This is a genomic window from Granulosicoccus sp. 3-233, assembly GCF_052681095.1.
The window spans coordinates 64,086-88,391 of the sequence record NZ_JBQYLE010000001.1 but is presented as its reverse complement, the minus strand read 5'-3'; the positions used below and the strand labels follow the sequence as shown (position 1 = coordinate 88,391).

25 protein-coding genes are annotated in these 24,306 nt (G+C 59.2%); 3 read left to right on the top strand and 22 right to left on the bottom strand.

Going from position 1 to position 24,306, the window contains the following annotated elements:
• Positions 1-4: 4 nt before the first annotated feature.
• The 20 genes from ACUNV4_RS00410 to ACUNV4_RS00315 form a co-directional block, all read right to left on the bottom strand.
• The gene (locus ACUNV4_RS00410) at positions 5-952 is read right to left on the bottom strand and encodes an ABC transporter ATP-binding protein (protein ID WP_430876502.1); all 948 of its coding nucleotides are present in this window, start codon (positions 950-952) and stop codon (positions 5-7) included.
• A 131-nt stretch (positions 953-1,083) separates the two neighbouring features.
• Positions 1,084-2,109: an NYN domain-containing protein gene (locus ACUNV4_RS00405; protein WP_430876501.1), complete on the bottom strand. Its 1,026-nt coding sequence runs from the start codon at positions 2,107-2,109 to the stop codon at positions 1,084-1,086.
• Between the two features lie 38 nt (positions 2,110-2,147).
• Positions 2,148-4,070 carry a monovalent cation:proton antiporter-2 (CPA2) family protein gene (locus ACUNV4_RS00400; RefSeq protein ID WP_430876500.1) on the bottom strand — a complete coding sequence of 641 codons (1,923 nt, stop codon included), beginning with the start codon at positions 4,068-4,070 and terminating at the stop codon, positions 2,148-2,150.
• Positions 4,063-4,698 (bottom strand): NAD(P)H-dependent oxidoreductase, encoded by a 636-nt coding sequence (locus ACUNV4_RS00395; RefSeq protein ID WP_430876499.1) that lies wholly within the window; start codon positions 4,696-4,698, stop codon positions 4,063-4,065. Before ACUNV4_RS00395 ends, ACUNV4_RS00400 begins: the two co-directional genes overlap by 8 nt.
• 25 nt (positions 4,699-4,723) lie before the next feature.
• Entirely contained in the window at positions 4,724-5,869 is a 1,146-nt protein-coding gene (locus ACUNV4_RS00390; protein ID WP_430876498.1) for an iron-containing alcohol dehydrogenase, read from the bottom strand.
• Between the two features lie 42 nt (positions 5,870-5,911).
• Entirely contained in the window at positions 5,912-6,046 is a 135-nt protein-coding gene (locus ACUNV4_RS00385) for a hypothetical protein (protein ID WP_430876497.1), read from the bottom strand.
• On the bottom strand, positions 6,043-7,410 hold the full coding sequence (locus tag ACUNV4_RS00380; RefSeq protein WP_430876496.1) for a glutamine synthetase family protein: 1,368 nt from the start codon (positions 7,408-7,410) through the stop codon (positions 6,043-6,045). Before ACUNV4_RS00380 ends, ACUNV4_RS00385 begins: the two co-directional genes overlap by 4 nt.
• Positions 7,411-7,532: 122 nt before the next feature.
• Entirely contained in the window at positions 7,533-8,162 is a 630-nt protein-coding gene (locus ACUNV4_RS00375) for a hypothetical protein (RefSeq protein ID WP_430876495.1), read from the bottom strand.
• A 30-nt stretch (positions 8,163-8,192) separates the two neighbouring features.
• Positions 8,193-8,525, bottom strand: a complete 333-nt coding sequence (locus ACUNV4_RS00370) for a hypothetical protein (protein WP_430876494.1) — start codon at positions 8,523-8,525, stop codon at positions 8,193-8,195.
• Between the two features lie 48 nt (positions 8,526-8,573).
• On the bottom strand, positions 8,574-9,194 hold the full coding sequence (locus tag ACUNV4_RS00365; RefSeq protein WP_430876493.1) for a FixH family protein: 621 nt from the start codon (positions 9,192-9,194) through the stop codon (positions 8,574-8,576).
• A 12-nt stretch (positions 9,195-9,206) separates the two neighbouring features.
• On the bottom strand, positions 9,207-10,619 hold the full coding sequence (ccoG, locus tag ACUNV4_RS00360) for a cytochrome c oxidase accessory protein CcoG (RefSeq protein WP_430876492.1): 1,413 nt from the start codon (positions 10,617-10,619) through the stop codon (positions 9,207-9,209).
• A gap of 68 nt (positions 10,620-10,687) precedes the next feature.
• Positions 10,688-11,623: a cytochrome-c oxidase, cbb3-type subunit III gene (ccoP, locus tag ACUNV4_RS00355; RefSeq protein ID WP_430876491.1), complete on the bottom strand. Its 936-nt coding sequence runs from the start codon at positions 11,621-11,623 to the stop codon at positions 10,688-10,690.
• Positions 11,616-11,873 (bottom strand): cbb3-type cytochrome oxidase subunit 3, encoded by a 258-nt coding sequence (locus ACUNV4_RS00350; protein ID WP_430876490.1) that lies wholly within the window; start codon positions 11,871-11,873, stop codon positions 11,616-11,618. Before ACUNV4_RS00350 ends, ccoP begins: the two co-directional genes overlap by 8 nt.
• A complete protein-coding gene (gene ccoO / locus ACUNV4_RS00345; protein WP_430877393.1) occupies positions 11,873-12,481 on the bottom strand; it encodes a cytochrome-c oxidase, cbb3-type subunit II in 609 nt (202 codons plus the stop codon). Before ccoO ends, ACUNV4_RS00350 begins: the two co-directional genes overlap by 1 nt.
• A gap of 30 nt (positions 12,482-12,511) precedes the next feature.
• Positions 12,512-14,026, bottom strand: coding sequence for a cytochrome-c oxidase, cbb3-type subunit I (gene ccoN / locus ACUNV4_RS00340; RefSeq protein WP_430877392.1), 1,515 nt, complete (start codon positions 14,024-14,026; stop codon positions 12,512-12,514).
• 305 nt (positions 14,027-14,331) lie between these two features.
• Positions 14,332-14,607 carry a cbb3-type cytochrome oxidase assembly protein CcoS gene (ccoS, locus tag ACUNV4_RS00335; protein WP_430876489.1) on the bottom strand — a complete coding sequence of 92 codons (276 nt, stop codon included), beginning with the start codon at positions 14,605-14,607 and terminating at the stop codon, positions 14,332-14,334.
• On the bottom strand, positions 14,586-17,405 hold the full coding sequence (locus tag ACUNV4_RS00330) for a heavy metal translocating P-type ATPase (RefSeq protein WP_430876488.1): 2,820 nt from the start codon (positions 17,403-17,405) through the stop codon (positions 14,586-14,588). The genes ccoS and ACUNV4_RS00330 overlap by 22 nt, the downstream gene beginning before the upstream one ends.
• A 26-nt stretch (positions 17,406-17,431) precedes the next feature.
• Positions 17,432-18,232 carry a sulfite exporter TauE/SafE family protein gene (locus tag ACUNV4_RS00325; RefSeq protein ID WP_430876487.1) on the bottom strand — a complete coding sequence of 267 codons (801 nt, stop codon included), beginning with the start codon at positions 18,230-18,232 and terminating at the stop codon, positions 17,432-17,434.
• 87 nt (positions 18,233-18,319) lie between these two features.
• Positions 18,320-18,529, bottom strand: a complete 210-nt coding sequence (locus tag ACUNV4_RS00320) for a DUF2788 domain-containing protein (RefSeq protein WP_430876486.1) — start codon at positions 18,527-18,529, stop codon at positions 18,320-18,322.
• On the bottom strand, positions 18,530-19,354 hold the full coding sequence (locus ACUNV4_RS00315) for a DUF2189 domain-containing protein (protein WP_430876485.1): 825 nt from the start codon (positions 19,352-19,354) through the stop codon (positions 18,530-18,532).
• A gap of 109 nt (positions 19,355-19,463) precedes the next feature.
• On the opposite strand from ACUNV4_RS00315, the gene ACUNV4_RS00310 reads away from it, so the two are divergent.
• Entirely contained in the window at positions 19,464-21,509 is a 2,046-nt protein-coding gene (locus ACUNV4_RS00310) for an NAD(+) synthase (RefSeq protein ID WP_430876484.1), read from the top strand.
• A gap of 416 nt (positions 21,510-21,925) precedes the next feature.
• Complete coding sequence (locus ACUNV4_RS00305; RefSeq protein ID WP_430876483.1) at positions 21,926-22,204, top strand: hypothetical protein; 279 nt, start codon at positions 21,926-21,928, stop codon at positions 22,202-22,204.
• Between the two features lie 44 nt (positions 22,205-22,248).
• Here the strand turns inward: ACUNV4_RS00305 and ACUNV4_RS00300 are convergent, their stop codons facing one another.
• A complete protein-coding gene (locus ACUNV4_RS00300; protein WP_430876482.1) occupies positions 22,249-22,584 on the bottom strand; it encodes a hypothetical protein in 336 nt (111 codons plus the stop codon).
• 181 nt (positions 22,585-22,765) lie between these two features.
• Positions 22,766-23,173: a DUF1127 domain-containing protein gene (locus ACUNV4_RS00295; protein WP_430876481.1), complete on the bottom strand. Its 408-nt coding sequence runs from the start codon at positions 23,171-23,173 to the stop codon at positions 22,766-22,768.
• 130 nt (positions 23,174-23,303) lie between these two features.
• Between ACUNV4_RS00295 and ACUNV4_RS00290 the strand changes: the two genes are divergently transcribed.
• On the top strand, positions 23,304-24,209 hold the full coding sequence (locus ACUNV4_RS00290) for a LysR family transcriptional regulator (protein WP_430876480.1): 906 nt from the start codon (positions 23,304-23,306) through the stop codon (positions 24,207-24,209).
• Positions 24,210-24,306: the final 97 nt, after the last annotated feature.

Here is a 24,306-nt window from a genome sequence, read left to right as displayed (position 1 = left end):
ATGACTACGCGCTGGCGACGACGGCAATGAACACGTCTTCCAGTGACATGGACTCGTGCCGCCAGCCCTGGTCCAGCACGATCTCGTGCGATGCCAGAACCTCTTCCGAGAACTGCAGGGTGATCACCCAGCGCCCCTGCCGCTCACCTTCCTTGAGAATGCGCAGGTGCTGCCTGGCGAATTCCCCGGGCAAGGAACCGGGCACGTAGTCGCTCATGGCGATGGACCAGGTGCCGATGCTGTTGCGCAGCGGGTCCAGTTCGCCATCATAGATGGTGCGTCCGGATTCGACGATGCCGATACGATCGGCCACCGCTTCGATCTCGTCGATGAGGTGTGTGGAAAAAAAGGTGGTTGCACCATCCTGAATCGCCTGATCGCGCACCAGATCGAGAAATTCGCGTCGTGCCACCGGATCCATGCCTGCCGTCGGTTCGTCCAGTATCAGCAGCTCGGGCCGGGTCGACAGGGCCAGAGTCAGAGCCAGCTTGGCTTTCATGCCGCCGGAGAAGGTACCGAGCCGACGCTTGGGTGGCAGGTCGAAGTCCGCCAGCAACTGTTGAAAACGTCTTTCGTCCCAGCGCGGATAGAAACCTCTCACGAAACGCGACAATACCCGCGGTGTCATCCAGGGATACATGTTCTGGTCCTGCGCCACATAGCCGATACGTTGGCGGATACCGATGACATCGGAATGCAATGCGCGACCAAACACCTCGATCCGGCCCGCATCACTGCGCATGATCCCCATCAGTATGCGAATGGCAGTCGATTTTCCGGCACCATTGCGTCCCAGAAAGCCGAACACCTCGCCCGGATGGACAGCCAGCGACAGGCCATCCAGCACCTGCAGGGAACCAAAGGACTTGCGCACATCCTGAAGGCTCAGAATGTTGGCCCTCTTGCGACTCGGGTCGATTGACACGTCAGGCTCGCCAGCCAGGTCCATCATCATGAAAGTCTTCGTTATCGGATAATCGCTATAGTACGGCAAACTGCGCAGGGTCGGCCGTCATGCCCTTCAGCCGTCCACCAGGGTGCACGCCAGCGCACAGTACCGGGCAGCCCGCCCCTGCTCTCGACTCAGGATGTCACTTTGCGGATGATGTAGCCACCGGAGCGATCATCCAGCTCCAGTGTCAGATAGCCGCGCGCCTGTGCCTCTTCGAGCATCTTGCCAAAGGACTCGAAGCCATAATAGCTTTCGTTGAAGCCGGGCCGGCGCCGCTTCAGGGTCTGTTTGACCATGGACCCCCACAGCTTGTCATTGCCATCGCGATCCGCACTTAGATCGGCCGCCGTCTCCAGCAACAATTCCAGCCCTTCCTGGATCAGTTCTTCACTGGTCTCATCGGCAACATAGCCGTCATCGTCACCAACCTCGAGCGACTCGACCGTTTCGGCAGGTTCCACCGTCTTGGCAGCCTTGCCGCGCTTGCGCTTGCTGCTACCGGCCGTGTCCGATGCCGCTTCCGCGCCCTTGCCCGATTTGCCGTCGCTCTCCTGGCCTGTCGCCGCAGCCGGCGACTCGGCCTCGGTCTGTGCCGTGACGTCCTCCGTCACCTTCTCGCTGCTGCGACTGGCTGCACGCTTTTTCGTGCGCTTGCGGCCGGGACGCTTGCGCTCCAGCTCGCGTACCAGATCATCGTAGTAGATGAATTCATCGCAGTTGTTGATCAACAGGTCGGAGGTGGAATTCTTGACGCCGACGCCAATGACCGTCTTGGCATTTTCGCGCAACTTGCTCACCAGCGGCGAGAAATCCGAGTCGCCACTGATGATGACGAAGGTGTCCACATGCGCCTTGGTGTAGCACAGGTCCAGCGCATCAACCACCATGCGAATATCAGCCGAGTTCTTGCCCGACTGGCGCACATGGGGAATATCGATCAGCTCGAAGGAGGCTTCGTGCATCGGTACCTTGAAGTCCTTGTAGCGCTCCCAGTCACAGTAGGCTTTCTTCACAACGATACTGCCCTTGACGAGCAGCTTTTCGAGGATATGACTGATGTCGAATTTCTGGTACTTGGCGTCCCTGACACCCAATGCAATATTTTCAAAATCGCAGAACAATGCGAGACTGTTGTTGTCGTCTGACGAACCTGCCATATACTCTCAATCCCGAGATTTCAGTCGTGCCGAGAAGCTCATGATACCTGAGAGGAGTCAGCTCCCCCGGTATCGTCGTCCAGAGCCGTGTTACCCGGCGGCCGCCACCCCTCTTCGGAGCGATCATGCCGGACTCGGGACTTGCCCATCATGGCCTTCTCCAGACTGCTCTGAATCTCCCTGGCCAGACGTACATACTCGCTGTTCTGTACCAGCGGCACATCGGGGTCATAGACCTCTGCCAGACGACGTATGCCCTTGAGTTCCTCAGTGGCGAACAGGGTGGCAGCCCGTTCGGACTCGGCCGGATGCATGCCCAGTGCCTCCAGCGCATAGCGCCCTGCGCGCAGGCCGCTGTCGAAGGTCTCTCTGACAATGTCATTGGCACCCAGTTGATACAACTTGTAGACATGTCGTCGATCATAGGCTCTGGCAATGATATGCAAGTCCGGCCTTTCACGACGAACGTAGTCGATCAGGGTCAGCGAGTCTTTCTGACTGTCCAGAGCCACAACCAGCAACTCTGCCTCGTGCAGCCCGGCCGCGTGCAGAAGATCGGGTCTGGATGCATCACCGTAGAAGCTCTGCACACCGAATATGCGCATGTTCTCCACCATTTCCGCATGCAGATCCAGCACCACCGTCTTGTGTCCATTGGACAGCATCAGGCGGTTGATGACCTGACCGAAGCGGCCATGTCCGGCAATGATGACCGTCCCCTTCTCGGTGATCTCGTCGCTGTCGCGCGACTGACTGCGAACCATGCGCGGCTGTATCACGCGTTCGAAGAAGATGAACAGTCCTGGCGTCAGCATCATCGACAAGGCCACCACCAGCAACAGGATCTTGGACAGCTCCACTGGCAAGGCTGCCGATTGCAGACAGAATGAAATCAGCACGAAACCGAATTCACCGGCCTGCGCCAGTCCCAGAAACAACAGCCAGCGATCACTTCCCCTGATGCCGAACAGCAAGGCCAGGACGTACAACACCGCCGCCTTGATGGCCATGATGCCCAGGGTCACCCCTACCACCACACCCAGGTTCTGCGACAGCACCGTGAAATCCACACCGGCACCCACCGTGACGAAGAACAGCCCCAGCAGCAAGCCCTTGAACGGTTCGATATCGCTTTCCAGCTCGTGACGGTATTCGCTGGTAGCCAGCACCACCCCGGCCAGAAAAGTACCCAGTGCCGGCGACAGGCCCACCACATCCATCAACAGGGCAATGGCGATCACCAGCAGCAGGGCCACGGCCGTGAACATCTCACGCAACTGCGAACGGGCGATGTAACGAAACACCGGTCTTGACAGGTAGTACCCCCCCACGACCACCAGAGCCACCGCACCGATCGTCAGCAAGGCCATCTGCCAGGCCTCCAGGTGACTCAGCAGCTCGGCGGCACCACCCTCTTCCCCATGTCCGCTCTCGCCACCGGACAAGCCGGGTACCGCCAGCAGCGGAATGATGGCCAGCATGGGAATGACGGCTATATCCTGGAACAGCAACACCGAAAAGCTCGACTTGCCACCCTCGGACTTCATCAGGGATTTCTCATTGAGCGTCTGCAACACGATTGCCGTTGAGGACAGGGAAAACACCATGCCCACGGCCAGGGCAATTCGCCAGTCCAGACCGAACAGCCAGGCAGCAAGACTGATCAGTGACACGGTCAGCAGCACCTGCAATCCACCCAGACCCAGCAGCTTGTGCCGCATCCCCCACAAGGAGCGTGGCTCCAGCTCCAGACCGACGATGAACAGCATCATCACCACGCCGAACTCGGCGAAGTGCTGCACGTCGGTGGTCTCGCTGCCGACCAGCCCCGCCACCGGACCAATGACGATACCGGCAATCAGATAACCCAGCACTGACCCCAGGCCAAGACGCTTGGCCAGCGGTACGGCAATGACCGACGCCATGAGATAGATGAAGGCACCCAGCAGGAGATTATCCACGGGCATCACCCTGTCTGCCGTTGCTGTCATTCAGCATCGGCACATCCGGATGATCCAGCAACTCCTGCGACATGGCGCGCTCGATATCCAGCTGTTCATCCCGCAGTCCCTCCAGCACCTGCCGGTAACGGACAACATGCTGTCGGGCTCGTTCGTCATGACTGGCTTGCAGCGATGAGAACAGCATCAGGGGCGGCAGATAACGCATGCGACACAACTGCGCCGTCTGCTCCAGCGGACTCAGCAGGGTACGCATCGGGAAATGATTGCGCCCCTCTTTCGCGTAGTCATGCTCGGCGGCCCCGGCAGTGGCTGCCACCAGAAACAGCTTGCCAGCCAGTCGACAGCCATCACTGCCGTAGGCGAAGCCATGTTCGAGCACCAGGTCCTGCCACTCCTTGAGCAGAGCCGGGGTTGAGTACCAGTAGATCGGAAACTGGAAAACGATGACATCGTGCTCCAGCAGACGCTGCTGTTCGGCGTCGATGTCGATCTTGAACCGGGGATAGAGAGCGTAAAGATCAACCAGAGTCACGCCTGACAGGGACGCCGCCATGGCCGACATCATGCGGTTGACATGTGACTGGCTCGGGTTCGGATGTGCCGACAATATCAGGATACGCTTCAAGTGATTCTCGCTCCGCAGCCCGGCCCTACAGACAGGCTTCGAGCAGGGCCCGGGTGTTGACGGCATTCATGATGACAGGATTACCGCCCGTGCTCGGATCCGCCAGCGCTGAGGCGGTCAAGGCATCCAGATCGGGATCGACCACGCCCAGGTCCGTCAGATTGCCCGGTATGCCGAACAGACGATTGAGCTCGCCCACACGTGCATGGAATCCTTCGAAGCCGCCGTGAATGCCCAGATAATCGGCAGCCCTGTTCAGTCTGGACTCGACCGCATTGCGATTGAACATCAGTACCGGCTGCATGACAACGGCATTGGTGGTGCCATGGTGTGTGTTGTAGACAGCACCGATCGGATGGGATAATGCATGTATGGCACCAAGCCCTTTCTGAAAGGCTGTTGCCCCCATGGCCGCGGCGCTCATCATGTGTGCTCGAGCCTCGATATCGCTACCATCCTCGTAGGCTCTTGGCAGATATTCGTTCACCAGACGCAGGCCTTCCAGCGCAATGCCCTGACTCAAGGGGTGGTAGTGCGGTGAGCAATACGCTTCCAGACAGTGCGCAAAGGCATCCATACCGGTACCCGCCGTAATCGCGGGCGGCATGCCGATGGTCAGTTCCGGATCGCAGATGACCACGGCCGGCAGGATCTTCGGATGGAAGATGATCTTCTTTTCGTGCGTATCGGCATTGGTCAGTACCGAGGCACGACCGACTTCCGAACCGGTACCCGCCGTGGTCGGCACCGCGACGACAGGGTCGATACCCGCCGGATCGGCACGCGTCCACCAGTCGTCGATATCCTCGAAATCCCATACGGGTCGCGTCTGACCGGACATGAAAGCCAGCGCCTTGCCCAGATCCAGCGCCGAACCACCGCCAAAGGCGACCACACCGTCATGACCCCCCTCGCGATAGACTAGCAGGCCGGCCTCCACATTCTGCCCGGTGGGGTTCATGTCCACGTCCGAGAACAGTGCCCGACCCAGACCAGCGGCCTCCAGCAGATCCAGAGTGCTTCTGGTGATCGGCAGGTCTCGCAGTCCGCGGTCCGTGACCAGCAGGGGTTTGCTGATACCCGCTGCCTTGCAGGCATCGGCGATCTCGCTGATACGCCCGGCACCAAAGCGGATGGGGGTGGGATAATTCCAGTTACCGGTGAGTTGCATAGGGCTAGCTGTGTCTGTTTCCAGTAGGAATGAACAATCCGTTCAGGACTGCTTGTTGAAGTGTCGGCAATCGATTCGCGCAGCGCCTCGGGCAGCCTGCGTGCACAGCGATGCGGTCAATCCGACATCACTGACATTCATCAGGCGCATGATTTCAGCGTCGATCGATACCTTCATGAGCGTTCAAAACCCCGACGGATTTCGTAATCGGTCACGATGCGATCGAACTCTTCCTGCTCCCAACGGGCCGCACGAACATAATGATCCACCACATCGTCGCCCATCGCGGCTCGCAGCATGGCAGACCCATCCAGTGCCGCGGTGGCGTCACGCAGATTGCCGGGAATCTCGGCGGTGTCGGAATCCTCATAGGCATCCCCCCTGAACTCGGGTGCCAGGCTCAGCGACTGCTCGATGCCTGCAATGCCGGCCGCAATCTGCGACGCCATGGCCAGATAGGGATTCATGTCAGACCCGCCGATCCGGCACTCTACCCGCACATTCTCGGAATCGGGCGCGACGATGCGATACCCCGCGGTGCGATTGTCGATGGACCAGATGATGCGGGTGGGGGCAAAGGTGCCGCGCGCAAAGCGCTTGTAGGAATTGATGTAGGGCGCCAGAAACACTGTGGTCTCCGCCGCATGGGCCAGCAAGCCGGCCAGATAGTGCTGCATGACACTCGACATGCCATGCGCGGCGGACGCATCGAAAAATGCCGGTTTGCCGTCAGCCGTTCGCAGCGACTGGTGGATATGACTGGAGGAACCCACCAGGTTTTCGTGCGGCTTGGCCACGAAACTGACGCTGTGCCCGGTGTTCCAGGCAATCTCCTTGGTGGCATGCTTGGCCAGACTGTGCACATCGGCCATGTCCAGCGCATCCGAATAGCGGATGTTCAATTCAGCCTGCCCTGCCTCGGCCTCCCCCTTGGTGCACTCCACCGGCACACCGGCAGCATAGAGCTGGTTGCGCAGTGGCCGCATGAAACCTTCTTCACGCGCCGTCTGCAGTATATGGTAGTCCTCGTTGTACGCACTGATGGGAGTCAGATCACGATACTGCTGATCGCGCGCCTGCTCGTAGGTCTCGCGATAGACAAAGAATTCCAGTTCGGTCGCCGCGGTGCAGCTCAGGCCCAGGGCCGCCAGACGCTCGACCTGTCGCTTCAGCACGGCGCGCGGGGAATGCGTTACTTCGGCATGAGTGTGGTGATCCAGCACATCGCACAGCACCATGGCAGCTCCTTCGGCCCAGGGTGTGATACGCAGGGTGCTCATGTCCGGCTTCATGACATAGTCACCGTAGCCGGATGACCAACTGGTGGAGGCATAGCCGTCAGGGGTGGCCATCTCGAAATCGGTTGCCAGCAGGTAATTGCAGCAATGGGTTTCCTCGTGCGCGGTGTCAAGAAAATTGCTGACATGAAAACGCTTGCCCAGCAAGCGCCCCTGCATGTCCACCATGACAGCCACGACCGTATCGATGCTGCCGTCTTGTGCTGCGCTCCTGAGCGCGTCGAGTGTCAGATTTCCGGGCATGTGCTTACCGTTGCAAGTGGGAGACAATGCTGCGGGATCGGCAGCGGACAAGCGGTGAATACTGTGCTGCCGCGCCGCTGTCTGTCAAGTCGACGGCAGCGCCCCCAGGGAAACGCGCTCTCCTACATCGGCCGCGACAGGTAGAACTCATCGTCGAACAGCATCACCGCTCGCGGACAGTACACCACCAGAATGGTGATGATCATGCCCTCCAGCGTTGCCTCACCACCGGCCAGCAACAGACGCAGGCCGGTCTGTTCGGAGAACAGCTGATCCAGTGCGAGTTCACCAGCCAGCAATGCTGGCAAGAACACGGCGGCACACTGCTGCACGGCGTACACGATGAACAGGCCGAAAAAACCACAACCGAGCAGAAACACAAAGGGATTGGCCGGTAGAAATCGCCGTGTGAGATTGACGATCACCAGCATCAGCCAGATCGGCAGCAAGGCATCGATCAACAGAATCAGCCCCATATCGGCCCAGCTCTGTGTAATCAGCAACAACAGGGTCATTGACAGCAGTGCCCGACTATAGCCCACCGTCAACGCCAGAAACGCAGCGCCGGAGTACTTCAGACTGATGCCTTCCGGCATGTCACTCGACAGCAGCAGAATGCCGAAAACCAGTGTGGTCAGGCCCACCCAGAGCAGCACATCCTCGAGTGCGGCCTTGTCCAGAGCCGAGCGGCGACAGGCATCCAGCAGAAATGGCAGCAACACCAGCAGACAGACGATCTGCAGCATGTTCACGACAAGCGCGAGAAACGCCGGAAGCGACGACTACCGGTTGGCCGGACCACCGCCCGGTCGCCCCCTGGGCGTTTCGGTAATGGCCAGATACCAGGTCAGGCAGCAGGTGATGGAGAACATGACCCAGAACACGAGAAAGGCCAGCGTATAGGCCGCAGCCCGGTTGTCGGCCAGATGCACACTGACCCACTCGATCTGGATCGGATCGATCACGGAAAACAGCAAGCCCACCGTCATGGCAGCGCCCACGAAGGCCGGCCACACGACTTGCATCAGACATCGCACAAACAGGTTGCGTCCCGGGTCTGATGCGGGACTGCCTGACGCCAGCGGTATATCGGTGGACACCTTTGATTCCAGCATGTTCAGTGCGCTCCAGATGGTCAGAACTACCGCGCCAAGTCCACTAGTCTACTTGAACTCGGTCGTGTTAAACACCTCATCCGGTGCTCTGTAGGTGATGGACAAAGCCACTTCGCTGTGCAGGTCCTCGAGACTGCTCACCAGCCGCCACGGCGCCTGATCGGCGGGCTGCAGATGAATGCGGAACTTGCCGAATTCGGGTAATTCGGCGCCGGTGGCGAGGTAGCGATTGCCGCCGATGGATTGCAGGACGGTTTCGCCATCCAGTTCTGCCCGAGTCACATGCACCCACTGCATGACCAGTGCCTGGGGCCAATGGAAAACCGCTTCCAGACCCTCGGCCTGCTGATGCAGCTCCGGAGGCAAGGTCGGCATGAGCCGATCGACATCGATGATCAAACCTTCATCGGCGCTGCGCAGCGTTGCGTTCAGCCCCAGCAAGGTCGCCGTGCGATCACGCTCGATCCGCAGATTGATGCCCTTGCCCTCCTTGTAATAGTCATCCACGACCAGCGAGTTGTTCGCACTCAGTGCCAGATACAGCATCATGGCTCCCAATGCGACCGACACGAAAGGAATGCTGATCAGAAACCAGGGCCAACCGTAACGGTACCAGGGCTTGGTCTGGCGATCGTTTTCGTCAATTGAAGCGTTGATGGCAATTCCCATGGTTGGCTTTCACTATTCCAGTGGTTCAGGCAGAAAGAAGGAGGTTCTGGCACTTTCGTGAATCGATGAATCATCCACGGCCTCGACAGTGACCGTGATCGGATTGCTGCCCGAGTCTCCGGCATCCGGTTCGGCACGCACGCGCAGGGCGATGGTCCTCGTTGAAGCCGCGGCCATCTCGATGGTCTCGTCCGTATCGATGGCCAGCGTAGGCAGACCACTGACCGACAGCCGGAAGGTGCGCTCCCTTTCGGCACTGTTGATCACGTTCAGACGATAGACATTCTCGATCACGCCGTTCTTGACCTCGCGCGACAGTGCTCCACGATCACGCATCACGTCCAGCTTGACGGGCATGCGAGTGGTGATGTGCGCAATCAAGACACCGATGATCGTCCACAGGATGACCGTGTAGATGAGTATGCGCGGACGAAAGACACGCTTCAGCAGCTGCGCACGCGTCCAGCCGTTCTGCATGCCATTGAGCGTATCGTACCGTATCAGCCCCTTCGGACTGCCTACCTTCTCCATGACCTGATCGCAGGCATCGATACACGCAGCACAGCCGATACACTCATACTGTTGTCCATCGCGGATGTCGATACCGGTCGGGCAGACCTGCACGCACAGACTGCAATCAACGCAGTCACCCTGCCCCTCCGCACCCTTCTTTCTCGAACGTGACCCGCGGGGTTCACCGCGTGCCGGCTCATAGGTGATGACCAGCGTGTCGTTGTCGAACATGACCCCCTGAAATCGCGCATAGGGGCACATGTACTTGCAGACCTGTTCGCGCAGAAAACCGGCATTGCCATAAGTGGCAAAACCGTAGAACACGATCCAGAACATCTGCCATGGCCCCAGTGACAGACTGAGAAACTGACCGAGCATCTCCCGAATGGGCGTGAAATAGCCGACGAAGGTAATGCCCGTCCACAGGGCAAAGGCGATCCAGGCGGCATGCTTGGCAGCCTTCAGGCGAAACTTGCGGGCAGACATCGGCGCCTTGTCCAGCTTCATGCGCCGCGAACGATCACCCTCGATTTTGCGCTCGATCCACATGAAGATCTCGGTGTAGACCGTCTGCGGACAGGCAAATCCGCACCACAGACGCCCGGCTACGGCCGTGAACAGGAACAGCGACATGGCCGAGATGATGAGCAGCGTCGTGAGATAGATGAAATCCTGCGGGTACAGGATCAGTCCGAATATATGAAACTTGCGTGCACCGAGATCGAACAAGACCGCCTGACGATCATTCCAGGACAACCAGGGCAAGCCGTAGAACAGCACCTGCGTGAACCAGACAAGCGCCCAGCGCCACCGGGCAAATACCCCCGTGACTGATCGCATGTAGACCTTGCGGCGTACTTCCAGCAGCATCTGTTCCTGCTGCTTGCCACCTGGAGCTGTAGTCGTGGACATGTGCGTGACCGTCAGTTGAGGTGTGACGGCGACACTCGGGTCACCGTCATCCTGTCAGCCGCAAGCGGCTAGTTGGCTGATGCCGTCTTCTCCGGCGAGTTGGACAGACTCCAGATATAGGCTGCGACCACATGGGCCTTGCCTTCACCCAGCAGTTCTCCGAATGCCGGCATGCGGTTGTTGAAGCCATTGCTGATGGCGTACTCGACAGACGACAGCGAACCACCATACAGCCAGATATCATCCGTCAGATTGGGGGCACCCACGGCCGGATTGCCCTTGCCGTCCATGCCATGACAGGCGCCACAGACGGCAAACCTCGGTTTGGCCTTCTCGGCCAGCGCCGCGTCGTGCCGGCTATCGGACAGCGACAGCACGTAATTGGCCATGGCAGTGACGTCTTCGGGTGTATTGCCGATGGCGGCCATCATGGGCGGCATCACGGCATTGCGACCATTGAGCACCGTATTCTTGATGTGTTCCGGGGTACCCGCACCCAACCAGTCGTTGTCGGCCAGGTTGGGAAAGGAACGACTGCCCCTGGCATCCGAACCATGACACTGGCTGCAGTAGGTCAGAAACAGACGCTCCCCCATGGCGACCGCATCAGGATTGGCGGCCACGGCAGGGATATCCTGAGCCAGATACTCGGCAAACAATGGCGCCGTCACCTCGTCCATGCTTGCCACTTCTTCCTCGTACTGACCGGCAGCCGACCAGTTCAGCACGCCATCGAAGGAGCCCAGACCGGGATACAGGATCAGATAGCCTGCCGAGAAGATGCACGTGATGTAGAACAGATACAACCACCAGCGCGGCAAAGGATTGTTCAGCTCTGCCAGATCACCATCCCAGACATGCCCGGTCGTTTCCACCTCACCGTTTACCGGTGGTGGCAGTTTTGCCCGCGACGTCAGAAAGGCCAACAGAAAACAGGCAACAATGGAAACGATCGTGATGATGCTTACATAGTGACTCCAGAAGCCACTCAGGAAATCAGCCATGCGACGCCTCCTTATCTGATGCTGTATTGCCCGCTGACTGGCTGGCAGATGGTTTATCGGTATTCATGTTCTCGTTGGCAGCCTGCCACTGGGCAACCGTCTTTTCCTGCATGTCATCATCGGCGAACGGCAGATTGGCCGCTTCGTCGAATCGCTTCTTCTGACGCCCGCTGTAGGCCCAGAGCACAATCAGCAGAAAGACAACGAAACTGACGACAGTGACAATGACTCTCATGTCCGTGATACCCATTACTGCACTCCTCGTCCCGCAGTACCCAATATCTGCAGATAGGCGATCAGGGCATCCAGCTCGTTCTTGCCTTCCAGCTCTGCAGGCGCCGCATCGATCTGCTCCTGACTGTAGGGATGTCCCAGCATGCGCAACACTTCCATCTTCTTCGTGATACCCGAGGGCTTGAGTGCCGTCTTCTCCAGCCATGGGTAGGCAGGCATGACGGATTCAGGCACCAGATCACGTGGATTGTTCATGTGGACCCTGTGCCATTCGTCGGTATAGCGACCACCCACTCGATGCAAGTCCGGTCCGGTGCGCTTGCTACCCCACTGGAACGGTCGATCATAGACAAACTCGCCGGCGACGGAATAAGGTCCGTAGCGTTCGGTTTCCGCGCGAAACGGGCGAATCATCTGCGAGTGGCAGTTATAGCAACCTTCTCTGACATAGATATCCCTTCCCGTCAGTTGCATGGCATCGTAGGGTTCAAGTCCGGCAACCGCTTCGGTGGTGGACTTCTGGTAGAACAATGGAACGATCTCCACCAGGCCACCGACGGAGATGACCAGGACGATCAGGATCACCATCAGGCCGATGTTCTTCTCGACCAGTTCGTGTGTCACTTTCATGTTTCAGTCTCGTCTTTGCCGGGTTCAGGACTGGGCGACGGTGGCGGCCGCAGGGGCTGCACCGTGTCCATGTCCGGATTGAGTAACGGGAATTGCCGCAACCGCGTTCTTGCCCTGGCGAATGGTCATGATCATGTTGTAGAGCATCAACAACATGCCGCTCAGGTACAGCAGACCACCGAAGAAACGCATCATGAAGTACGGATGAGTTGCCTTGACCGCTTCGATGAAGGCATAGACCAGCGTTCCGTCAGGGTTGGTGGCACGCCACATCAGCCCCTGCATGACACCGGCGATCCACATGGCGGCGATATACAGAACGATACCCAGGGTTGCAATCCAGAAGTGGATCTCGATGAGCCTGACGCTGTACATGCGGGTTCGACCGAACAGACGCGGAATCAGGTAGTAGATGGAGCCCATGGTGATCATGCCAACCCAACCCAGCGCACCGGAATGCACGTGCCCGATGGTCCAGTCCGTATAGTGAGACAGCGCATTGACTGTCTTGATCGCCATCATCGGACCTTCGAAGGTCGACATGCCGTAGAACGACAGGGAAACGATCAGGAATTTCAGGATCGGATCGGTACGCAGTTTGTGCCAGGCACCCGAGAGCGTCATGATGCCGTTGATCATGCCACCCCAGCTGGGCGCCAGCAGAATCAGCGAAAACACCATGCCAACCGATTGTGTCCAGTCAGGCAGCGCGGTGTAATGCAAGTGATGCGGACCGGCCCACATATAGGTGAAGATCAATGCCCAGAAATGCACGATGGACAAGCGATAGGAGTAGATCGGACGTCCCGCCTGCTTCGGGATGAAGTAGTACATCATTCCCAGAAAGCCCGCTGTCAGGAAGAAGCCTACAGCGTTATGGCCGTACCACCACTGCACCATGGCATCCTGCACACCGGCATAAGCGGAGTAGGACTTGCCCATGGTGACAGGTACCGCGGCACTGTTGACGATGTGCAGAACCGCAACCGCAAGAATGTAGCCGCCATAGAACCAGTTGGCGACATAGATATGCGGGGTCTTGCGCTTGACGATGGTGCCAAAGAACACCAGGGCGAATGCGACCCAGACCAGCGCGATCAGGACATCGATGGGCCATTCGAGCTCCGCGTATTCCTTCGACTGGGTGATTCCCAGTGGCAAGGTGATTGCTGCCAGAACGATGACTGCCTGCCAACCCCAGAACGTGAACGGAACCAGCCAGCCCCCCCAGAGTCGTGCCTGGCAGGTGCGCTGTACCACATAGTAACCCGTGGCAAACAGGGCGCTGCCGCCAAAGGCGAAGATGACCGCATTGGTATGCAGTGGCCGCAAGCGTCCGAAACTGATCCATGGCACGCCGCCATTGAGCTCCGGCCAGGTCAATTGCGCGGCGATGATGACGCCAACCAGCATGCCGACAACACCCCAGACCACGGTCATGACCGCAAACTGGCGCACCACTTTATAGTTGTAGGTGTCCTTGCTTTCTACCTGCAAGTCCTCCCGCTCAGAGTCGACCAGTGCCGCCGCCTCGTTCATGGTAGTACTCATCTAATCGCAACCCTCAGCGTGAATTCGATCCCCTGTTCTCATCCTGACCCTGTGCTGGTTCGGGCAGATGCCTGTCAGCACGATTGCCGTGTCAGAGTGAAAATCGGGAGGCATGGCAAATGCCAACGACATGATGGTACGTGGCTGCCTGTCACGAGCACTTGATCTACATCAACGACAGTGTCCACTCGCGCTCGGCAGGTGCCGGATTTCCGTCACAACACCTGTGACCTGCGTCTGCCAAGCTGACTCTCGGCTGCGTCAGTGTGACACGACCTGCGTCGATCGATGACTCACAGCGCTGAGCCGTTGCCTGTATTCGGCGATTCTTCAGCCTGTGCAAGCGTGTCCCTGTCATCGCTGGCCGTCGCTGAATCTGCGTCCTTGGCATTTGCCACTGTGTCCTCGGTCGATGTTTCGGCATCCGGCCGATCATCGTCCAGCAGTATGCTCCAGGCCGGCCCCTGGTCATCATCGAACTGGCCGTCGTGATTCATCCAGAAAAACACGGCAACCGCCACGCCGACTGCTAGGATGGATAAAGGTATCAGCAGGAATAGCGATTCCACAGGCGGATTCTCGGTGAAGGATTGGTATCCGCAGACAGCGTTCTGCCACGAGTCCAGAGCCGCTGGGCATTGGCCACCACCAGCAGTGAGCTACCGGCCATGCCGATGGCAGCAGCCCAGGGCGGCACCAGCCCCAGCGCTGCCAAGGGGATGGCCGTCAGATTGTACAGTGCCGCCCACCACAGGTTCTGACGCACGATACGCAAGGTCTGCACGGATTTGTCCAACAATTCCTCGAGCCCCTCCAGGCCCGGCAACAGGGAGATTACATCGGCGGCCGTACGCGCCAACGCTGTCGCATCACCGGCGGCCAGCGAGACATCGGCGCTGGCCAGCACCGGCGCATCGTTGATGCCATCACCGACCATCAACACGGTTGCACCCGTCGCCTGCAAGTCGGCGACGGCCGCTTGCTTGTCTGCGGGCGTCATGCCTGCAGAATACCGTTCGATACCCAGTGTTCTTGCCGCCTGGCGTACCGCAGGCAATCGATCACCCGATAACAGATGCACCGTCAAGCCCTTCTGCTGCAACCGTGTCACCAGAGCCGGCGCTTCGATGCGCAGCGCGTCCGTGATCAGAAAGCGCGCCAAAATGCGGATCTCTGCCACGTTCTCAGTGGCTTTCTCCGTGTCGTTACCTGTGGCGTTACTTGTAGCGTTACCCGTGTCATTCGCCGTGGTTTTCTCCGTGGTTTTTTCCGCGCCGTTATCCCGAGCGCACTTCGAAGCACTCTCCGTAGCCTTCTCTGCAAGCTGTTCCGCAACGCTCACCAGCTCCGTAGCGCTGTCTTCAACAGGATGCTCACCGTCTTCGACGGGTCGCAGAACCAGGTACACCTCGCTGGCAGCCTGCGCCTCTGTACCATCCTGCCCCTGCCACTGCTGCATATCGTGCGGGGACAGGCCACACCATCTGGCCGACCCCAGGTACAGTCCCATGCGGGTTGCGTCATCAGTTTCCAGCACGGCCGCCACACCATGACCCGCGCTGTGCAACAGGCGAGTAGCCACCAGACCGCACCGCTGCAACTCGGTCAGGGCATCCAATTGTTCTTGTTGCTCCGGTTGCTCCAGCCATTTTCCCTGCGCTTCCAGCCGTGCCTGTCGCAAGGCATGAGCATGCGGATGCGTGGAGCCCTGCTCCAGAGCAGCAGCCAGTTGCAGCACCCGCAGTCGCGCCTCGCCATCAGCCACCTGAACGTCACTGACAACCGGCTTGCCCGTGGTCAGAGTGCCAGTCTTGTCAAATACCACGTCGCTGACCTGCGACAGTGCTTCAATCGCATGCCCACGGGTAATCAGCAAACGCCGCCGTAACAGATCACCCGTGGCCGCAGCCATCGCTGCGGGCGTGGCCAGCGACAGGGCGCAGGGACAGGACACCACCAGCACCGCAATGGCAGTGGTGGCCGCCCGTGACGCATCCAGTTGCATCCATATCAGCCAGACCAGGGTTGCAAACAACAACAGCACACTGATGAAGATCGTGGCGATGCGGTCCGTGAGTGTGACCGTTGGCGGCTTTTCACTGGCCCCGCGATCGATAAGCCGATCGATGACGGACAGGGTACTGGCTGCCTGGCGTCGCAACACCCTGAAGCTGATCGGCACTCCGGTCAGCAAGGCGCCACCCGGAACCACGTCTCCCGGCCCGACCACGATGGGTACCGATTCACCGGTTACCAGCGCATTGTTGACCGAGCTCTGCCCCGCATGCACCACTGCATCCACCGGCACCCGCTCGCCATTGTCGACCAGAATCAGGTCATCCACTTCCAGCCGCAGCGCCGGCACCACTTCCAGCGCTTCCCCGACATATCGCTGGGCGGTCTCAGGCGCTGCCAGGCTGATATCATCTACCGCTCGCATGGCACGTCGCCGCGCTGCCCATTCCAGATAGCGCGCTCCGAGCAGCAGGAACACGAACATGGCCACCGAGTCGAAATAGATCTCGCCTCTGCCTGTCACGGTAGCCCAGACACTGGCCAGAAAGGCGGCCACGATGCCGATGGTCACCGGTACATCCATGCCCGGTTGACGGCGCAACAGATCGCGCCAGGCCCCCTTCAGAAAAGGGGTGGCGCTATAGAGCATTACCGGTGTGGTCAGCACCAGACTCGCCCAGCGCAACAGTTGCTCATGAGCCGGATCGATATCGCCATCGCCACTGAGATAGGCGGGTAAGGCATACATCATGACCTGCATGGTGGCAATACCGGCGACGAAGAGTCGCTGCAGAAACACACGCGATTCGCGTTTCAGGGCCAACTCTCGTTCGCGTGCATCGAATGGCACGCCCTGATAACCCATCTGCGCCAGTCGCAGCAGAATATCCGACAGCTTCAGTTTCTTGGCATCGAAGCGCACCGTGGCCCGAGCACTGGAGAAATTGACACTGGCACGACTGACACCAGGCAGGCCACCAACGGCGCGCTCCAGTACCCAGACACAGGCACCACAGCGAAGACCTTCCACAGACAGGTTCAGGTCGACCAGGTCAGGCGCTCCGCCAACCTGTGTCTCATCGACCGCATCGACAGGTTGCAGGTAGCGCTCGCTGATCTCGGGTTCGTCAAACACGGACAACTCGTCCAGACGAGCGGACAGATCATCGGGTATGACGCCGAACAGGGCAGGTTCGCTGCGAAACCGATAGTAGTCTCCGAGGTCGGCATCCACGATGGCCTGCATCACCGCCTGGCAACCGGCACAGCAGACATCGTGGCTCGCATCATCGAAGTCGACCTGCCAGCGTTCGGGCTCGAGCACCTGCTCGGTGCAGTGATAGCATCTCATTCAACTAATCTCGCGCAAGGCAATCATCAGGCACCATGACCGGCGCCGTGCATCATGCTCAAGTGAAGCAGCCCCATGACACCCAGCACGATGATCAGGCTGCCGGCCAGCACTCTCACCCATCGACGACGACTGGCCCTTGCCAGCCATTGCCCCGAGAGCCCCAGCAACATGAGATTCGGCAGGGTACCGAGGCCAAACACCAGCATCAGTAGCGCGCCGCGTTGCCAACTACCCGCCACCAGCGCAGCGCTGAGAACGGCGTAGACCATGCCACAGGGCACCATTCCCCACAGAGACCCGGCCATGACGGAATTGAGGAAGCCCGCTCCACGCAGGCGCGAGGTGGCAGCCGGCCGGATGTGCTGCCAGACATGGCTGCCCAGAGATTCCACCGCCATGCCGATTCGCTTGACTCCCGATACATACAGCCCCATCAGAATCACCAGTACACTACTGAACAGATAGGCTGTCTGTTGTATGGGCAGCATGGACTGCATGAGCCAGGCAACCGAACCGATGCCGCCTGCCAGCGCTCCCAGCGTGGTGTAGGTCATGATTCGTCCCAGGTTGTAGGCGGCTACCGCCTGAATGGCGCTCCCTCCATGGGAAGCAGCCAGGCTGGCGGAGGCCAGACCCTCGGTTGGCACACCACTGCCTGCGCCCACGCTGACAACCTTCACCGGAATGCCCGGAGATCGCCCCAGAGGCTTCTGCTGCATCATGCCCAGCGCACCGACGATACCGCCACACATGCCGGCGCAATGCACGCCACCGAGCAGTCCGGTCAGGAAAACCGCCAGCAGCGATAGATCGGAAAACACCATGTAGATTACCTCGCGCCGGTCACGCCCGACGCGCTACGCTCGATGGCAGACCTGGCTGACGTCCATTGCAGCCGTGTCTGTTGCCAGTCAGATATCCAGCACCCGCTGGATGATGCTCTTCGCAACGAACCCCAGCATGCCGAATCCCAATACGAAGAACAGCACGATGGTGCCCACCTTGCCAGCTCGGGAGTCACGCGCCAGCTTCCAGACGATGAACAGCATGTAGAGCATGAAGCCCCCGATACCGAAGGTCATCCCGAAGGTGGAAATCTGCTGCTCTGTGAATCCGAACATTCAGCTGACGCCCTCCCCGGCAACAAGATCGCGGTACGCATGCCAGGTGGCATGCCCGACGAGCGGCGCCGTGATCAGCAAAGGCAGAAAACCGGCTGCCAGACTCAAGCCGATGATGACAACGACGAGCAGGGCCCAGACGTATAGCGTCCTCGGGTTGGCGATGACGCTGCGCACGCTGCTGAAGATGGCCATCAGGGTATCGCTCTTGCGATCCAGCATCATCGGCGCGGCGACCACGCCAATGGCGAAGACAATGGACGCGAAGATGAACCCGACACCACCCCACAACAACAGGAACTGGGGATTGTTCAACGAGAAGATCTGACCGAGCACTCCCTGCACGGTGGGAAAACTCGTGGTGGACGACAGTGCGAACAGGATCAGCGACACACGAGCCCAGACAATCATGGCGAACGTCAGAATAATGGCGAAAAATGCCAGACTGCTCAAGTTGCGTGTCCAGCACGTCAGCGATTGCCACAGACTGGCCGTACCGTTCTGTTCCCGCTGTCGCGACAAGTCGTAAAGTCCTGTACACAGAAACGGCCCCATCAGGAAAAATCCCCCGATGAGCCCCATGGTCAGCTGCCATTTGGTAGCGTAGACCCAGACGATGGCATATCCCATCAGAACGAACACCAGTCCGTAGAAACACCCCAGGAACCGGGTAGCGACCAGATCGGCCCACCCACGCTTCAGCCATTCCAGCGGCGCATCGGCGCTCAGCTGATGGATGGCAGGCATGGGAGGTGGCAATTCTTCAGCCACACTCGCGGGCTCACTGGCAATCTGCCCGGGCCCCTTGTCTACACTATTTGTCATGACAACTCCATGGTTCTGCATTCAACTATGCACAACTGCTCAGCCGCTACCATAATCGAAGCATTGCCATGGCACGTTGATCTTCATCAATCCACCGTATACTCAGCCTATGAAAGGATATGCCCGAATTGCCGCCGCCGTGCCCGCTGCCGCGGTCGCTGACATCAATGCAAACCGTGAACGGACACTGGCGCTGTGGCGCGAGGCCGATCTGGCCTGTGCCAATGTCGTCGTGTTCCCGGAGTTGGGACTGAGCGGCTACAGCATTCGCGACCTGTGCATGAACACGGCCCTGCTCGATGCCTGCGAACAGTCGCTGGCGCAACTCATCGAATCGGGCAGTTCACTCAAGCCCGTTGCCATCGTCGGCATCCCCCTGCGTTTCAATCACGGACTGTACAACTGCGCCGCCCTGATTCATAACGGTACCCTGCTCGGCGTGGTGCCCAAGGCCTATCTGCCAAATTACCGCGAGTTCGAGGAAGCCCGCTGGTTTCGGCCCGGCTTCGATCTGCCGGAAGGCGCCACGATCACCATTGGCAAGTACAAGGCTCCCTTAGGGCTCGATCTGCTGTTCAAGGGCTCCCTGCCCGATCTGAGCGTGGGCGTGGAAATCTGCGAAGACCTCTGGGTACAGAACGCTCCCAGCAGCTATCAGGTATCCGCTGGCGCCACCATCATCTGCAATCTGTCGGCCTCCAACTTCACCATCGGCAAGGCCGAGCTTCGGCGCCTGCTGGCGCGTTCGGCATCCGATCGCGGCAAGTGCGCCTACGTCTACGTCGCCGCCGGACCCGGTGAATCATCCACCGATGTTGCCTTCGACGCCGATGCCTTCATCTGTGAAAACGGCAACATGCTGGCCGAATCGCATCGCTTTCAGCGCACGGGACAGCTGATCGTGCAGGATATCGATCTGGAGTTGCTGGCCTACGAACGCCGCTCCACCACCACCTTCGGTGACTGCGCTCGCGAGAACCAGATGCCGGTGCGCACCATCAGATTCGAAGCCGAAGAAGTCGCCGGCATGGTTCGCCAGGTCACCCGGACACCTTTCCTGCCTCGCGATCCAGCCACTCTGGCCAACCGCTGCTGGGAAATGTTCGAGATCCAGAGCAATGCCCTGGCCACGCGCATGGCTGCCATCGGCAAGCCGAAACTGGTACTGGGCGTCTCCGGCGGCCTGGACTCCACTCACGCTGCCCTGGTTGCCGCCGCCGCCCTGGACCTTCGCGGACAACCACGTACCGACCTTCGGTGCATCACCCTGCCCGGCTTCGGCACCAGTGACGGTACACGCGACAACGCTGAAGCGCTGGCCCACGCCCTGGGCGCCAGCTTCAGCCAGGTGAGCATCTCGGATGCAAGCCGCACGGTACTGGAGGCCATCGGTCACCCGGCATCTGATGGGGTCGACAATGTCGAGCAACTGATCGACAAACTGCGCAGCCATCCGGAGATGGGTGATGTCACGCTGGAGAATGTCCAGGCTCGCCTGCGCACCTTGTTGTTGATGACACTGGCCAATCAGCAAGGCGGCCTGGTTGTCGGCACTGGCGATCTGTCCGAAAAGGCACTCGGTTGGTCCACCTACGCCGGCGACCATATTGCCATGTACGATGTGAATGCCGGGGTACCCAAGACACTGATCCAGTTCGTGATCCGCTGGGTTGCCAACGAACGAGCCAGCAACTGGAGCGATAGCGAGAGCCTGCGCGAAACCCTGTTTGCCATTCTCGACACCCCGATTTCCCCGGAGCTGTTGCCGGCCGGTGCCAATGGCGAGATCTCGCAGCTCACCGAGGAGAAGATCGGCCCTTACGAATTGCACGACTTCTTTCTGTACCATCTGGTTCGCCATGGCGCACGCCCGGGACGCATTCTGGACCTGGCACGCGTTGCATTCAACGAGTCACAGTACGATGATGACACCCTGAAGAAATGGCTGACCGTCTTCGTTCAGCGCTTCTTCACACACCAGTTCAAGCGTTCCTGCACGGCCGATGGCCCCAAAGTGGGCAACGTCGCACTCTCTCCCCGCGGCGACTGGCGCATGCCTTCGGATGCCAAGCCCGACACCTGGCTGGCGGACATCACTGCCTGGCACCCGAGCGCGACCACCGTCAAGGATTCGGGTGGCCGACCCTTGTATTGATGAGAGCCTCTGTATTGACTTGCATGCCTTATGATGGCGTGCATACTTTGTGATGGTATGCATGCCTCGTGACGACGTGTACACGCTGTATTGATGTGCACGCCTTGTATTGACCAGCATCACATTTGTTGGTCAGCATGCCCTGTAATGACAGGAATCCCTTTTGTTGATCAGTGTCTGCCCTGCCCTTGTGGCAGGGCAGCAGCACGACTGCCCTGTCATCCCTTCAGCTCATCTTTCCAGCTCATCAATCCTGCTCATCGGCAGTGCACGACCGAGTGCGGGGCAGAAGCACGTTTATTCCAGCGGTTCCTGCGTCACCACATTCAGACGATTCGCCCCTGGCATTTACGCATTGTTTGCATCTTTCGCGACCATACTCCTTCCTTCGAAAACGATCGGAAGGAATTCATAGCATGAAACTCGCATTCTCCAGGCGATGCCTCGGCGCAGGCCTGGGTCTTGTCATGGCAGCCAGCATCGCACCCGCCATGGTTACTGCGCAGTCCGGGCCATCCGACAATGAGCAACAACGACCTGGACGCGGCGGACCACCACCGCAGGAAGCATTCGATGCCTGCGCATCACTGACCGTCGATGATTCCTGCTCGGTTCAGACACCGAACGGGACTCTCGAGGGCACTTGCCAGCAAGCCCCACGCAACGAACAGTTGTTGTGCGTACCTGCTCGTTGATGCTGAAAAACGACCAATCGAGCGTGTGATCCTGTGATCACACGTCAGCAGAGTTCGATGGTCAGCAGAACCACGGATCGTTGCACTCCCGACAGGGCATGCTCACGTTCGCGGTCGAGAAAAACCAGTTGTCCCGACCGCAGAGTCTGTGAGCCTTCCGGCGTTCTGACGATGATCTCCCCTTCCAGACAATGAATCACGACCTCGCCTTCCACGCTGCAGTAACCTGACTGATGCATGTCTGCGCCTGCTTCAATGACCAGACGGGCCAACTCGATACCACTGCCTTTCACGATTGCCTTGGACTTTTCCGTCTTCAGATCATCCGCCCAGGTTTCCAGATCGACAAGCTCCAACGGTGATGCATGATGAGTTGCCATAGAAGATGCTCCAATGTCCCTGACAGGTCATTGTAGGCTTTAATCAATGACCTGCCCGGTGGATGTCATGATGCCCACCCTGCAATGCCCATCCTGCAATGCGCGCTCTGCGATATCGGGCTATCTCCCCCCGGTAGCAGACGGAACCGCACTGCCATACTGCCCGGGTTAGCCTGAGACATCATGCTCGTCTCGTGTGACCGCCACGCGTTGCGTTGTAGAGGGACCGTGCTGCATCTTCTGTCAGAGGAAGCCTCGCGGCTCGCTCGACGTCTGCCCGAGTCACACCAATATCCTGTAACAGAGTGTCATCGAGCGCGAGCAAGTGGGCAAATGCATCGCGACTTTCACGTTGATCACGCTTGCGATCGACCCAGCGTCGAAATCGCTGGAGATGGCGTCGCAGCACCACTGGCGGCGAAGAGTTCGGTACCGGGACGGCATTCTGCAAGCTTGACGTCTGCCGCGATCCTGCATCGGACGGGAGGTTGGCGCGGGGATTGGCGCGTCCGTCGGTGCGTCCGTCGGTGCGCACCTTGACGCGGACACCAGCGATATCACCAAATTGCTCGGAACAGATAGTGGCCATGAGACTCCTCCAGATCAGTCGGGTTCTGCGGTTGCAGACCTTGAATGACAATTTGCGGCAAACCCATCTATTCATCAAACGAATAGTTCTGATAGTATCTTTCATGTTTTCTGACAGATAGGGTACTACCATGAGTTCACCCGCTCCCGCCTCCCTGCCATTACTGGAACTGGACACCCTCAGAACGTTGGTGGCCATAGCCGAAACCGGCAACTTCTCGGCGGCTGCGGAGGTGGTCTACCGCACACCCTCCGCCGTCTCCATGCAGGTCAAGAAAGCCGAAACCCTGTTGGGGCGCCCCTTGTTCAAGCGCGATTCCCGCTCTGTCGTGGCAACGCCGGATGGCGAGAGGCTGGTGCAGCACGGCAAACGCATGCTGGCGCTGAACCGGGAAGTGATGGCCACTTTCATCTCGCCTGACGTGGTCGGCGTAGTGCGGCTTGGTGCTCCCGATGACATGATCGAACACATCCTGCCTGATCTGCTGTGTCGCTTCGCGCATACACACAGCGGCATTACAGTCGATGTGGTGATAGACAGCTCCACCAGATTGCGACAGAAAGTACACAGTGGCGAGCTGGATCTTGCCATGGTGACCTGTTCACCGGAGGTAAAACCGGCGACTGACATGGAAATCCTGTTCGAAGAGCCGCTGACCTGGGCGGGGATGCGGCATGGCATTGCCCACGAGCAGAATCCACTGCCGATTTCCGTATGGGAAGAAGGTTGCTCCTGGCGTAATGCCGGGCTGAAGAGCCTGAGCGATTGCAATCGCGAATACCGCATCGCCTTGATGAGCGCCCACATCTCAGGGCAACGTGCGGCCATCCTTGCCGACCTGGCCATTGCCCCCATTCCCGTATCCGCCTGCGTCAATGGCATCGTGCCACTCGGTGCCCAACAGGGTTTGCCGGCACTGGGTAACTATGCCCTGGGCATGATCCTGTCAGAGCAGATATCAAGGCCTGCAGAGGCCGCCGCTGACCACCTGCGCGCCTGTTTTGCCGCGCAGAAGGTGCTCGCGTCAAGTGCCTAGAGCGTCCGGTGTCCTGTGTCCTGTGTCCTGTGTCCTGTGTCCTGTGTCCTGTGTCCTGTGTCCTGTGTCCTGTGTCCTGTGTCCTGTGTCCTGTTGT

Excerpts from the sequence above, each read along its gene's own strand:
- ACUNV4_RS00310 (WP_430876484.1), top strand. The coding sequence starts at position 19,464 with ATGAAAGGATATGCCCGAATTGCCGCCGCCGTGCCCGCTGCCGCGGTC.
- ccoG (WP_430876492.1), bottom strand. The coding sequence starts at position 10,619 with ATGTCCACGACTACAGCTCCAGGTGGCAAGCAGCAGGAACAGATGCTG.
- ACUNV4_RS00330 (WP_430876488.1), bottom strand. The coding sequence starts at position 17,405 with ATGAGATGCTATCACTGCACCGAGCAGGTGCTCGAGCCCGAACGCTGG.
- ACUNV4_RS00320 (WP_430876486.1), bottom strand. The coding sequence starts at position 18,529 with ATGTTCGGATTCACAGAGCAGCAGATTTCCACCTTCGGGATGACCTTC.
- ACUNV4_RS00305 (WP_430876483.1), top strand. The coding sequence starts at position 21,926 with ATGAAACTCGCATTCTCCAGGCGATGCCTCGGCGCAGGCCTGGGTCTT.
- ACUNV4_RS00385 (WP_430876497.1), bottom strand. The coding sequence starts at position 6,046 with ATGAAGGTATCGATCGACGCTGAAATCATGCGCCTGATGAATGTCAGT.
- ACUNV4_RS00405 (WP_430876501.1), bottom strand. The coding sequence starts at position 2,109 with ATGGCAGGTTCGTCAGACGACAACAACAGTCTCGCATTGTTCTGCGAT.
- ACUNV4_RS00290 (WP_430876480.1), top strand. The coding sequence starts at position 23,304 with ATGAGTTCACCCGCTCCCGCCTCCCTGCCATTACTGGAACTGGACACC.
- ACUNV4_RS00315 (WP_430876485.1), bottom strand. The coding sequence starts at position 19,354 with ATGACAAATAGTGTAGACAAGGGGCCCGGGCAGATTGCCAGTGAGCCC.
- ccoP (WP_430876491.1), bottom strand. The coding sequence starts at position 11,623 with ATGGCTGATTTCCTGAGTGGCTTCTGGAGTCACTATGTAAGCATCATC.
- ccoN (WP_430877392.1), bottom strand. The coding sequence starts at position 14,026 with ATGAACGAGGCGGCGGCACTGGTCGACTCTGAGCGGGAGGACTTGCAG.
- ACUNV4_RS00300 (WP_430876482.1), bottom strand. The coding sequence starts at position 22,584 with ATGGCAACTCATCATGCATCACCGTTGGAGCTTGTCGATCTGGAAACC.
- ACUNV4_RS00410 (WP_430876502.1), bottom strand. The coding sequence starts at position 952 with ATGATGGACCTGGCTGGCGAGCCTGACGTGTCAATCGACCCGAGTCGC.
- ACUNV4_RS00295 (WP_430876481.1), bottom strand. The coding sequence starts at position 23,173 with ATGGCCACTATCTGTTCCGAGCAATTTGGTGATATCGCTGGTGTCCGC.
- ACUNV4_RS00370 (WP_430876494.1), bottom strand. The coding sequence starts at position 8,525 with ATGCTGGAATCAAAGGTGTCCACCGATATACCGCTGGCGTCAGGCAGT.
- ACUNV4_RS00325 (WP_430876487.1), bottom strand. The coding sequence starts at position 18,232 with ATGGTGTTTTCCGATCTATCGCTGCTGGCGGTTTTCCTGACCGGACTG.
- ACUNV4_RS00350 (WP_430876490.1), bottom strand. The coding sequence starts at position 11,873 with ATGGGTATCACGGACATGAGAGTCATTGTCACTGTCGTCAGTTTCGTT.
- ACUNV4_RS00390 (WP_430876498.1), bottom strand. The coding sequence starts at position 5,869 with ATGCAACTCACCGGTAACTGGAATTATCCCACCCCCATCCGCTTTGGT.
- ACUNV4_RS00380 (WP_430876496.1), bottom strand. The coding sequence starts at position 7,410 with ATGCCCGGAAATCTGACACTCGACGCGCTCAGGAGCGCAGCACAAGAC.
- ACUNV4_RS00365 (WP_430876493.1), bottom strand. The coding sequence starts at position 9,194 with ATGGGAATTGCCATCAACGCTTCAATTGACGAAAACGATCGCCAGACC.